The 11,080-nt window shown below is 74.7% G+C and carries 10 protein-coding genes; 3 read left to right on the top strand and 7 right to left on the bottom strand.

The window, feature by feature from the left end:
- The first annotated feature begins 3 nt into the window (after nucleotides 1-3).
- The 3 genes from ABZ565_RS33680 to ABZ565_RS33670 are packed head-to-tail and all read left to right on the top strand — an operon-like array spanning nucleotide 4 to nucleotide 2,808.
- The gene (locus ABZ565_RS33680) at nucleotides 4-990 is read left to right on the top strand and encodes a glycosyltransferase family 9 protein (protein ID WP_361035619.1); all 987 of its coding nucleotides are present in this window, start codon (nucleotides 4-6) and stop codon (nucleotides 988-990) included.
- Nucleotides 983-1,894: a glycosyltransferase gene (locus tag ABZ565_RS33675; protein ID WP_361035616.1), complete on the top strand. Its 912-nt coding sequence runs from the start codon at nucleotides 983-985 to the stop codon at nucleotides 1,892-1,894. The genes ABZ565_RS33680 and ABZ565_RS33675 overlap by 8 nt, the downstream gene beginning before the upstream one ends.
- Nucleotides 1,891-2,808 (top strand): glycosyltransferase, encoded by a 918-nt coding sequence (locus ABZ565_RS33670; RefSeq protein ID WP_361035613.1) that lies wholly within the window; start codon nucleotides 1,891-1,893, stop codon nucleotides 2,806-2,808. The genes ABZ565_RS33675 and ABZ565_RS33670 overlap by 4 nt, the downstream gene beginning before the upstream one ends.
- On the opposite strand, the gene ABZ565_RS33665 is transcribed toward ABZ565_RS33670, so the two are convergent.
- The 7 genes from ABZ565_RS33665 to ABZ565_RS33635 form a co-directional block, all read right to left on the bottom strand.
- On the bottom strand, nucleotides 2,796-3,602 hold the full coding sequence (locus tag ABZ565_RS33665; protein WP_361035610.1) for a SigB/SigF/SigG family RNA polymerase sigma factor: 807 nt from the start codon (nucleotides 3,600-3,602) through the stop codon (nucleotides 2,796-2,798). The two genes, ABZ565_RS33670 and ABZ565_RS33665, sit on opposite strands and share 13 nt — an antisense overlap.
- A 176-nt stretch (nucleotides 3,603-3,778) precedes the next feature.
- Nucleotides 3,779-5,143, bottom strand: coding sequence for an MFS transporter (locus ABZ565_RS33660; RefSeq protein WP_361035607.1), 1,365 nt, complete (start codon nucleotides 5,141-5,143; stop codon nucleotides 3,779-3,781).
- A gap of 259 nt (nucleotides 5,144-5,402) precedes the next feature.
- The gene (locus tag ABZ565_RS33655; protein WP_361035604.1) at nucleotides 5,403-6,167 is read right to left on the bottom strand and encodes a VOC family protein; all 765 of its coding nucleotides are present in this window, start codon (nucleotides 6,165-6,167) and stop codon (nucleotides 5,403-5,405) included.
- 117 nt (nucleotides 6,168-6,284) lie between these two features.
- On the bottom strand, nucleotides 6,285-6,767 hold the full coding sequence (locus tag ABZ565_RS33650; RefSeq protein WP_361035601.1) for a hypothetical protein: 483 nt from the start codon (nucleotides 6,765-6,767) through the stop codon (nucleotides 6,285-6,287).
- Entirely contained in the window at nucleotides 6,764-9,229 is a 2,466-nt protein-coding gene (locus ABZ565_RS33645) for a nitrate reductase (protein WP_361035599.1), read from the bottom strand. The genes ABZ565_RS33650 and ABZ565_RS33645 overlap by 4 nt, the downstream gene beginning before the upstream one ends.
- Nucleotides 9,230-9,238: 9 nt before the next feature.
- On the bottom strand, nucleotides 9,239-10,411 hold the full coding sequence (locus ABZ565_RS33640; protein WP_361035596.1) for an aromatic acid exporter family protein: 1,173 nt from the start codon (nucleotides 10,409-10,411) through the stop codon (nucleotides 9,239-9,241).
- Nucleotides 10,412-10,473: 62 nt separating this feature from the next.
- A complete protein-coding gene (locus ABZ565_RS33635) occupies nucleotides 10,474-10,944 on the bottom strand; it encodes a DUF5709 domain-containing protein (RefSeq protein ID WP_361035593.1) in 471 nt (156 codons plus the stop codon).
- Nucleotides 10,945-11,080 lie beyond the last annotated feature (136 nt).

Below are 11,080 nucleotides of genomic sequence, written 5' to 3'. Positions count from 1 at the left end.
CCGGTGGCCGAGACCCGCCCGGCCGTTCTCGTCCTGCGCGCCCTCGGCCTCGGCGACCTGCTGGCGGCGGTGCCGGCGCTGCGGGGCGTACGACGCGCCTTCCCGGAGTACGAGACGGTGCTCGCCGCCCCGGGCAGCCTGGCGGCGGCCGTCCGCGCGACCGGAACCGTGGACGTCCATTTCGCCACGCCCGAGAACGGCCGCCAAGTCCCCTCCCTGGACCACTGGCCGGGCCCGCCGCCCGCCGTCGCCATCGACCTGCACGGCAACGGCCCCCTCAGCCACGACGCCCTCGCCGCGCTCGGACCCGGCCGGACGCTCTCCTTCGCCCGCCCCGAAGCGGACCACCCCGACCCGCCCCGCTGGCGGCGCGACGAGCACGAGCGGCTGCGCTGGTGCCGGTTCCTGACCGGGTACGGCATCCCCGCCGACCCCGCCGACGTCCGCGTCCCGCCGCCCGCCGCGCCCTCCCCGGCACCGCGCGCCGTCGTCGTCCACCCGGGCGCCGACGCCCCGGCCCGCCGCTGGCCCGCCGAGCGGTACGCGGCCGTCGCGGCGGCGATCCGGGACGCCGGACACCGCGTCGTCGTCAGCGGCGGCCCGGGCGAGGAGGAGCTGTGCGCCGAGGTCGCCGGACGCGCCGCACTCCACCCCGCCGACGTGCTCGCGGGCACCCTCTCCTTCGACGGCCTCTCCGCGCTCGTCGCCCGCGCCGCCCTCCTCATCAGCGGCGACACCGGACCGGCCCACCTCGCCTTCGCACACGGCACCCGGTCCGTGACCCTGTTCGGCCCGGTCGCGCCCTCGCTCTGGGGCCCGCCACCGGACCGCCGGCACACCGCGCTCTGGCACCCGGGCCCGCCCGGCGACCCGCACGCCGCCACCCCGGACCCGTTGCTCCTGCGTATCACCGCCGACGAGGTGCTGGGCAGCGCCCTGGCCGCCCTGCACCGGGGCGGGGCTGCGAAGGAGGCGGCCGGGCATGGCTGAGCGCGCCGGCGAACCAGCCGCGGGGGAGGGCCGGACCACCGTCGCGATCATCACGCGCAACCGCCGCGAGAGCCTGCTCAGAACCCTGGACCGGCTGGCCGCCCTGCCCGAGAGACCGCCCGTCCTCGTGGTCGACAACGGATCGACGGACGGCACCGGCGAAGCGGTGCGCCACCACCCCGGCGGGGCGCGGCTGCTCTCCCCGGGCCGCAACACCGGCGCCCTCGGCCGCAACCTCGCCGCCCGCCGGGCCACCACGCCCTACGTGGCCTTCAGCGACGACGACTCCTGGTGGGCGCCGGGCGCCCTCAAGACCGCGGAAGCCCTCTTCGACACATACCCGAAGCTGGGCCTGCTGGCCTCCCGCACCCTGGTGCACCCCACGGGCGAACCGGACCCGCTCAACCGGGTCCTCGCGGCCTCGCCGCTCCCCGGCCGCGCGGATCTGCCCGGAACCCCGGTGCTCGGCTTCCTCGGATGCGCGGCCGTGGTCCGCCGTTCCGCCTTCCTCGACGCGGGCGGCTACCACGGCCTCCTCTTCTTCGGCGCGGAGGAGACCCTGCTCGCCTACGACCTCACGGCCGCGGGCTGGGGCGTCGTCTACGAACCCACCCTGGTCGCCCACCACGGACCCGACCCGGGGGAGCGCCCCGGTCGCACCGTCGCCGTCCTCCGCAATTCGCTCCTCACGGCCTGGCTGAGACGGCCCCTCACGGTCGCCCTGCGCGAGACCGCCCGGCTGACCGGCGCCTGGGCCCGCGGCCGGCCCGGCGCCGGACCTGCCCTGCGACAGGTCGTGGCACGGCTCCCCGCGGCCCTGCGCCGGCGCAGAGAGCTGCCGCCCTGGGTCGAGAGCCAGATCCAGCTCCTGGAGAGCGCCCCGCCGAACGGAGACGACCGATGAGCCCCGGCGCCCCGCCCGTCCCCGACCCCCGCGTCACGGTGGTGATCATCACCCGCGACCGCCGCGCCGAGCTGCTGCGCACCCTGCGTCTGCTGAGCCGGCTCCCGGAGCGGCCGGCCGTCGTCGTCACGGACAACGCCTCACAGGACGGCACGGCCGAGGCCGTCGCGCGGGACTTCCCGGACGTGCGGCTGCTCACCCCCGGCCGGAACCTGGGCGCCGTCGGCCGGAACCTCGCCGTCCGCCAGGTCCGTACGCCGTATGTGGCCTTCTGCGACGACGACACCTGGTGGGACCCGGGCGCCTTGCGGATCGCGGCCGACCGGCTCGACGCCCACGAGCGCCTGGCGGCCGTCACCGCGCGGATCGTCGTCGAGCCCGCGGGCGAGGACGATCCCGTGGTCGCCGAGCTGCGCGACTCACCGCTCACCGGCCCGTCCTGGCTCCCCGGCCCCGCGATCGGCTCGTTCCTGGCGGCGGCGACCGTGATGCGCACCGAGGCGTTCCGCGAGGCGGGCGGCTTCCACCCGGGGCTCTGGCTCGGCGGCGAGGAGGAGCTGATGGCCACCGACCTGATGCGGGCCGGGTGGTGGCTCGCGTACGTCCCCGAGATGGTCATCCACCACGCGGCGTCCACCGTCCGCGACAGCACCGCCCGGCGCGTGCTCGGACTGCGCAACACGCTCTGGTTCACCTGGCTGCGCCGCCCGGCCGGCTCCGCGCTGCGCCGCACCCTCCACCTGCTGGCCACCGTTCCCAGGGACCGGGCCTCGCTGCGCGCCTTCGCCCACGCCGGACGCGGCCTGCCCTGGGTGCTGCGCCAGCGCCGCCCCGTACCACCGGACATCGAACGGCGCCTCGCCGCGCTGGAACGGGCCCAGCGGCAGGGGACCGCGCGGCGCTACGTCGGCTGACCGGCCGCCTCCTGGAGCGCCTGCCTGCGTACCTCCTCGCAGCACTGGGCGATCAGCCGGGAGACGTGCATCTGCGAGATGCCGAGCGTCTCGGCGATCCGGTCCTGCGTCATGTCGCGGAAGAACCGCAGGTAGAGGATGGTGCGCTCGCGCTCCGGCAGACTGCGCAGCCCCGGCTTCACGGCCTCGCGGTCGACCGCGACGTCCAGGGCGTGGTCGCACAGGCCCAGCGTGTCGGCGAGGCAGGACCCGTCCTTCGCCCGGGGCATCTCGGCGTCCAGCGACAGCGTGCGGTAGCTGTCCAGGGCCTCCAGACCGGCCCGGACGTCCTCGGTGCAGAGCCCGGTCACGGCCGCGATCTCCGCCTCGGTCGGCAGCCGCCCGCCCAGCGTCTGACCGAGGTCGCGGCGGGCCACCCGGACCTGGTTGCGCAGGTCCTGGACCCGGCGCGGCACATGGACGTCCCAGGTGTGGTCGCGGAAGTGGCGCTTGAGCTCGCCGACGACCGTGGGGATGGCGTACGTCTCGAACGCCTTGCCGCGCCCCGGGTCGTACCGGTCCACCGCCTTGACGAGGCCGATCGCCGCCACCTGGCGCAGATCGTCCAGGGGCTCACCGCGGTCGCGGAAGCGCGAGGCGAGCCGGTGGGCCATGGGGAGCCAGGCGCAGACGGTCGCTCGGCGCAGTTCGTCCTTCTCGGGGCCGTCGGGCAGGGTCCGCAGACGGTGGAACGCCGCTGTTTCCGGCGGTACGTCCCGGTGTCGGGCGGGGGCAGTCTGTCGGGCACCTGCCATGGTGTTCACTCCTCGGCGTCGCCTGTCAGGACCGCCGTGGGAGCCTCCGCCGGACAGGTGGCACCCGGAGCGGAGCTCCCACGGGCGCGCCTCTTGTCCGAAGCACCCCTGGCCCATTCCCGTACAAAGCCCCTTCAAACATGCACAGGCCGCACACCGGGCCCACGGTCCCCGGCTCAGGCGACCGGGGTCAGCGCGGGTACGGACACCGGGGCCGGCACCGGCTCCTGGGGCAGGACGGGCCGGTCCGAGACGGCCGCCTTCCGGGCCACCGCGCGGGCGCGCAGCCCACCGGCCGCGATGGCGCCGGCGATCAGCAGTCCGCCGGCGACCAGCGTGCCCCGGGCGCCCGCGAATTCGACCAGCAGCCCGAGCAGGGGCGGGCCCGCCAGTTGCCATCCGGTGCTCGCGCTGCGCCAGACGCCGAGGACGCGGCCGCGCATCTCGGGTTCGGGCTCGGTCTGCAGCACGGTCGACCCGGCCGTGTCGGACACGGACTCCACCACGGCCATGGGGATGACCAGCGCGATGAGCACCATGAGCCCGGGGGCGAGGCCCGCCGCGACCTGGAGGAGCCCGCCGCACGCGGCGAGGACGCCCACCAGGCGCACGGTCGGGTTGCGCAGCCGCCCGGCGACCACGGCGCCCAGGATGCCGCCGACGGCCAGCACGGTGGAGACCGTGCCGAAGTCGCTCTCGTCGGCGCTGAGCGGGCCGATGACCAGCACGGCGAGCGTCAGCTGGTAGTTCCGGCCGAAGACCGAGCTGACCGCGGTGATCCCGGCCAGGGCGACCAGCCCGGGCTTCCCGAGGAAGTAGGCCACCCCGGCCCGGGCGTCCCCGCCGGGCGCCCGTTTCGCCGGTGCGGGGCGCTTCTCGGGGGACGGCCGCCGGATCGCGGCCGCCTCCCCGGCGGGCCGCAGGAAGGGGATCACCGCGGTGACGCAGAGGAAGGAAATGCCGTTGACCACGTACGCCGACCCGGTGCCGAGCGTCCCTACGGCCACCGCCGCCAGCGCGGTCCCGGCGAGCCGCCCGGCGCTGTGCACCATCGATCCGAGCGCGATGGCCGAGGGCACGTCCGTCCGGGGCACGAGGTCGTTGCCGAGGAGCGAGGTCGCGGGCCCGTCGATGGTGTTCACGATGCCGGTGATCGCCGCGAGGACGAGCAGCACGGGCATGTTCAGCAGCCCGGCCCCGATCAGGGCGGCCGTCGAGAACGCGATCACGGCGAGCACCGCCTGACTGACCGCGGCGGTCACCTTGAGCGGCCAGCGGTCCACCACGGCACCGCCGAAGACGCCGAGGAGCAGTCCCGGTCCGGCCTGGACGGCGAGGGACAGGCCCGTCGCCGCCGCCGAACCGGTGATCTGGAGCACCAGCAGGTTCTGCACGGTGAGCTGCATCCACGCCCCGGTGTTCGACACCAGGTTGGCGGCGGACCACCAGCGCATGCTGGGAACGGCCAGGCATCGCCAGGGGCTGCTGTCGAGGCGGCGCGTCTTCCGGGCGGACTCGGGAACGGAGGCGGCAGGAGGCACGGGGGAGCACTTTTCCGACGGGGGCGGTGGAGCAGCACGCGTCGGATTACGGAACGGTGTCGCGGTAATGCCTCGGCTGCGAAGGGCGGACGGACGGCTGCCCGTCGGCCGTTAAATCTTCACAGACATCCCGCCGAGGCAGCATCCGGGGACCTCGGCCCAGGCCCTCGCGGCATGGCTCGACGCCCGCAAAGCCCAGTCACCGCAAGCGATTTCGCACCCTCGTGTGCTTGCTCACACGCAGCCCCGCACAGCCCCGTCAGCGGTCCGAGACCGTGAAGAGCGCGCCCTCCGGATCGCGGAGCACGAACGCGGTCCCCGGCACACCCTCCACCGGTGCCGCTTCGCCCCCGGCTGCCACCGCGGCCTCCGCCGTCCGTGTGCTGTCGGGCACCAGGAAGTCCACGATCCAGCGGGTCCGCACCCGGGGGTCCGGAGCGTGCTCCACCCCTCCGCCACGCAGCGTCACGACGATGTGGCCGCCCGCCCGTACGAGGACGCGATCCCCCGCGTACTCGACGGCGCACCGGCTGTGCGGCCTCGCCCAGCCGAAGACCTCCGCGTAGAAGATGGCCGCCTCGAAGGCGTGGCGCGACTGGAGATCCACCCTGGCCGGGGCGCGCGGTCCGTCGGCCCACACGGGTGCCGGGCCCTCCCAGAAGCCGAAGACGGCCCCCTCCCGGTCGGCGGCGATCGCCGCCCGCCCCTCACCCAGCGGCAGCGGGCCCACGGCCAGCGTGGCGCCTCGCTCCCGGATGCGGTCGGCCGTACCGTCCGCGCCCGGCACGGCGAAGTACGGAATCCAGGCCGGGGGCGGGCCGCCGGTACCGGGGCAGTCCCCGATGCCGGCGACCGCCCTGCCGTGCGCACGCGCCAGTACGAAGTCGTCGCCCAGGCTGCTGTCGTGGAACTCCCAGCCCATCACCCGGCCGTAGAAGGCCCGCGCGGCCCGCAGATCGTGGGTCGTGAGACTCACCCAGCAGGGCGCGCCCGCGACGGGTGTCTTCCAGTCGAGACTCGGCATGCGGCGCTCCTTCGCCGGGGGCCCTCTAGAACGATGCGCCCGCGTCCCGGCCCGCGCACGCGCTCACCCCTGCGCCCGCACCCGATTCCGCACCGGGCCGGCCGCCGGGGGAGCCGGTCAGCTCGTCAGGACCTGCGGCGAGACGACCTTGATCATCGCGTTCGTCCAGCGCTGCTGGCGCAGGGTCTGCGGGTGACAGCGCTCGGTCAGGTCGAGCAGTTCCTGATCGCGGGCGGCCTGGGCCGTCTGGGCCAGCAGCTCCCAGTCCACGGAGACGGCCGCCGCCTTCAGATAGGTGTCGCGGAGATCCCGCAGGAGCAGCAGACCGGTCTCGGGACGCCGTCCGACGAGTTCGCCGCCCTTCTCCCGCAGCCAGGCCGCGGCCGGGGACTCCTCCTTCGGCTCGGGGGAGAGGTCGACACCGTGATCGACGGCCGCCTCCGCCAGCTCCCGTACGTGCTGCCGGGACCAGGCGGCCAGGTCGCGGGCCACATGGTGCACCTCGTGGTCGGTGGCATGCGTGCTGGAGAGCCGCATCAGCCGCACCGCGAGCGCGTTCTCCCCGTGGTGCACCTCTTTGAGGACCAGGTCCAGCTTCATCGGATCTCCTCCCGGTACGCGTGCGACTCCTCGTCCGCCCCGCCCGCGCCGCCGCCCGTGGTCGCGGGCACGGCCGCGCCGGGGACCGGAGCCGACGCCGTGGTGGTGGGTGCCGGGGCGGGGGAGCCGGTGGGCCCGAGCCGGCGCAGCCGGGCGGCGGCGGTCTTGAACAGCGGCTGCTTGGAGACCGGGTCCCACTCGGTGGGCGTCAGCTCGTTGCCGGCGCGCCCGTCGCCCTTCGGCTCGAACCCGCCGTCGGTGTCCCAGTAGCCGTAGTGGAACGGCAGGAACAGCACCCCGTCCCGGATGCCGCTGACGCGCGCCGCCGCCCGGACCGAGCCGCGTGGCGTCGCGACCTCCACCCGATCGCCCTCCTCGATGCCGTACGAGGCCGCGTCACCGGCGGAGACCTCCACCCACACCTCCGGGGCGGCGGCCTGGAGCTGGGGGGCCCGCGCGGTCCTGGTCCGGGTGTGGAAGTGGTAGAGCGTCCGCCCGGTGATCAGCGAGAACGGGTACTCCTCGCCGGGCGGCTCGTGGGGCGGCAGATACTCGGCCGCCTTGATGACCGCCTTCGCCGACGGGTTCATCGCCCGGTATTCGGTCTCCTCCAGAGGCGCCCCGGTCACCAGATCACGCCCGTAGCTCTCGCAGTAGTCCGGGTCGCTCCAGAACGCGCCGTCCGCGTACAGCCGCTCCGTACCGTACGGACGCCGCTCGTCGCACGGCCACTGGATGCCGCTCCCGCCGCGCAGCTTCGCGTACGTGATGCCCGTGTAGTCGCACGGACGGCCCCGGCTGCACTTCTTCCAGCCCTCGAACGCCGCCTCCGGGTCGCTCCACGGGACCAGCGGGCCGCCGTCCTTGTCCCGCAGACCGAGCCTGCGCGCGAAGTCGCAGAAGATGTCCAGGTCCGGCCTGGCCTGCCCCGGCGGCTCGACGGCCTTCTCCGACAGGTGCACCGTACGGTCCGCGTTGGTGAAGGTGCCCGTCTTCTCGCCCCAGACCGCCGCCGGCAGCACCACGTCCGCGAGCTGCGCCGTCTCCGTCAGGAAGGCGTCCTGGACGACGAGGAACAGCCGCTCCTGGGCGAGCACCGAGCGGATGCGCCGCAGCTCCGGCAGTGACACCGCCGGGTTGGTGCCGCTGACCCACAGCATCCGGATGGAGCCCTCCTCCACGTACCGGAACATCTGCATCGCGTGCGTGGGCGGGCCGTAGTGCGGCACCCGGAGCGGGTCCAGGTTCCACAGGCGGGTGAGCTCGGCCATGTGGGCGTCGTTCTCCCAGTTGCGGAACCCCGGCATGTCGCCGTTGGCACCGCACTCGCGGGTGTTCTGCGCCGTCGGCTGGCCGTTCATCTGGAGGATCCCGCAGCCCGGTTTGCCGAGCATGCCCCGCACCAGGTGCAGGTTGTTGACCTGGACCGAGGCCGCGGTGGCCTGGTGGGACTGGTAAAAGCCCTGAAGCACCGTCGACAGCAGCCGCTCGGCCGTGCCCAGCAGGCGGGCGGCCTCCCGGATCCGCTCGGCCGGGACTCCGCAGACGTCCGCCACACGCTCGGGCGTGTAGGCGTCCAGCCGCTTCCTCAGCTCGTCGAAGCCGACGACGTTGCGGTCCAGGTAACCCTGGTCGGTCCAGCCGTTCTCCACGATCTCCCGCAGCAGGCCGTTCATCAGGGCGACGTTCGTCCCGGGCTTCGGCGCCAGGTGTACGGTCGCGGCCCTCGCCACCGGGGTGGGGCGCGGGTCGACGCAGACGACGGACGGCGGGTTCGGCCCGGCCAGCCGGTCCAGCACACGCGCCCACAGCACGGTCTGCGTCTCCGCCATGTTGTGCCCGAACAGCGCGATCGTGTCCGCGTGGTCGATGTCCGTGTACGAGCCGGGCTGCCCGTCGCTGCCGAACGACTCCTTCAGGGCCTCGGCGGCCGTCGAGGTGCACAGCCGGGTGTTGCCGTCCAGGTGGTTGGTGCCGATACCGCCCCGGGCGATCAGCGTGAGCGTGTAGTACTCCTCCAGGAAGAGCTGGCCCGAGGTGTAGAACCCCACCGCCGACGGCCCCTGCTCATCGAGGAGTTCCTTCGTGCGCCGCACCACCCTGTCCATCGCGGTGTCCCAGTCGCTCTCCACGAGCCGGCCGCCCTCGCGCACCAGCGGGCGGGTCAGCCGGTCGGGCGAGCCGTTGGCCTGCCAGCCGAAGAGGTCCTTCGGATCGAGGCGGCCGTGGTTGACCCGGTCCTGGGCCCGGCCGCGCACCCCGACGATCCGCCCGTCCTTCACGGCGATGTCGAGCCCGTCCCCGTTGGAGTGCAGGGTCGCCGCCGACTGCGCCCACCGCTCGACCTGATCCGGCGTCACCCCGTCGGCGAGCCGCGTGTCCACCCGTACGGGCCAGGGTTCACCGGGACCGTACGGGGTCCGGGCGCCCCAGGGCTGAGCGATGCGGTCCGTCCGTGCCATGCGTACTCCTCAGATCCGGCCGGTGCGGGCGGCGCCGGCGAGAAGCGCCGAGCCGTCCTCGCCGGGTGTCAGGTCGTCCAGCAGGGCCTGGCAGCCGGCCACCAGGCTGCCGAGCGATGCGCCGGCGTCGGGACCGGGCCCGCGCAACTGCCCCTTGGCCTCGGCCAGGGCGTGCCGGGCCCCGGCGAGTTGGCGCGCGCGCTGTTCCAGGCAGCCGTCGTCCGGGCCCTCTTCCATGATCGTCGCGTCGGTCGCGCAGACCTCCGAAGCGGCGGCCATGACGGCACTCAGGTCCTCCAGGGACCGGGCCGGCGGACGGGGCAGACCGCGCCGCTCCGACGCGGTCTCCCAGAGCGTCAGCGTCAGGGCCAGCAGCCGGTTCACCACCTGCGCCCAGACGACGTCCCACCGCTCGGAGGGCGAGGGAGTGCTGCGGCGCATCCGGTGCCCCGGGTTGAAGCGGAAGCTCTCCGTCGCCCACCCGCGCGCCGCCCGCAGGTCCGACAGCGCGCCGGGCAGTTCCCCGGCGGCCCGGTGCCAGCGCTCCGCCCGCTCCTCGTCGTACTCCTCGGCCATGCCCTCGCTCAGCTCGCGCAGCAGCCGGGAGCAGTTCCTCGGCAGCGCGCATGCGAGAGTCCTCACGTGCAGCGAGTGCACCGGCGGCAGGACGATCGCGTTCACCGCGATCCCGACGACGGCCCCCACCAGCGTCTCCAGCAGTCGGTGTCCCACGGCGGGCAGCGAGTAGGTCCCGTAGGCCAGGACGAACAGGGCGGTGGTGGGCGCGTAGAGGCCCTGCTCGCCGACCGGCAGCCAGTTGCCGAGGAGCACGGTGAGCGGCAGCGCGATCAGCATGGCCGCCATGGTGTTCCCGGTGACCGCCGCCGCGCCCGCGGCGAGCAGGGTGCCGCAGGCCATCATCGCGAGCAGTTCGACCGCCGAGCGCAGCGACCGGTAGACCGTCCCCTGCACGAGGGCGACGGCGGCCCAGGGAGCCATCAGCGCCATCGGCGCCGCCAGCCACCACCCGGTGAGCGCCCAGGCGAGGGCGGCAGCGGCGGCGGCCTTCAGGGACTGCACCAGCTGATACCGGTCGGGGAGGCGTACGTCGGGGGCCAGCGCCCCCAGTCGTTCCCGCACGGCCGCCGCCCGGCGGCCGGCGGTCTTCCCGTTCCCCAGCACCGACAACCCTCCCTGTACGCGCATGGTCCGGGGCGGCCGGACCGGAGCGGTGAGCCGCGAGATCAGCCCTCGCGCCCCTGCTCCTCCTCCTCGTCCGTGGTGTGCACGGCGGCCTCCTCGGCCGAGGCCGCGCCGCCGTCGATGCCCACGTCGTCGGCGTAGACGTCGGTGCGCCGTCCCGGCAGCTCGTCCGCCGCGCTCAGCCGGCCCGAGCGGGTCTCGCCCTCCTCCGGCTCCAGGGGTTCGCCCTCGCCGTCGTCCAGGTCCCCGATGCCGTCGCCGTCCGGCGGCTCGACGTCCTCGACCTCCTGGGCCAGGCGCTGGTCGAGGGATTCGCCGCGGCGCTCCTCCTCGCCCGTCGTGCCGTACTTGTCGACGCCGAGGGGGCGCTCGGGCGGCGAGTAGCCCTCCTCCATCTGGTCGTCCAGACCACGCTCGCCGAGCGTGTTCTCCAGGTCGAGGTCGTCGTTGGGCGGGTCCTGGCCGTCGTCCTGCGGCTGGTAGACGTCGTCGCCACGTGCCTCTGTCGGCATGATTCGTCCTTCCGTCGGAGGCGTCAGGGGTGCCGGGGCGGCCGCGGGCGGCCCCCCCCCCCCCCCCCGGGGGGCCGGGCCGGCCCCGGGGAAAAACCAAAAATTTGAACCCAAGGGGGGGGGGCGAGGGGAGGGC

The organism is Streptomyces sp. NPDC016469 (genome assembly GCF_040632905.1).
In the GTDB taxonomy this organism is placed as follows: domain Bacteria; phylum Actinomycetota; class Actinomycetes; order Streptomycetales; family Streptomycetaceae; genus Streptomyces.
This window is presented reverse-complemented; position numbering and strand designations above follow the sequence as displayed.

Coding starts and splice junctions, on each gene's coding strand:
- ABZ565_RS33675 (WP_361035616.1), top strand. CDS start 983: ATGGCTGAGCGCGCCGGCGAACCAGCCGCGGGGGAGGGCCGGACCACC.
- ABZ565_RS33670 (WP_361035613.1), top strand. CDS start 1,891: ATGAGCCCCGGCGCCCCGCCCGTCCCCGACCCCCGCGTCACGGTGGTG.
- ABZ565_RS33665 (WP_361035610.1), bottom strand. CDS start 3,602: ATGGCAGGTGCCCGACAGACTGCCCCCGCCCGACACCGGGACGTACCG.
- ABZ565_RS33655 (WP_361035604.1), bottom strand. CDS start 6,167: ATGCCGAGTCTCGACTGGAAGACACCCGTCGCGGGCGCGCCCTGCTGG.
- ABZ565_RS33650 (WP_361035601.1), bottom strand. CDS start 6,767: ATGAAGCTGGACCTGGTCCTCAAAGAGGTGCACCACGGGGAGAACGCG.
- ABZ565_RS33645 (WP_361035599.1), bottom strand. CDS start 9,229: ATGGCACGGACGGACCGCATCGCTCAGCCCTGGGGCGCCCGGACCCCG.
- ABZ565_RS33635 (WP_361035593.1), bottom strand. CDS start 10,944: ATGCCGACAGAGGCACGTGGCGACGACGTCTACCAGCCGCAGGACGAC.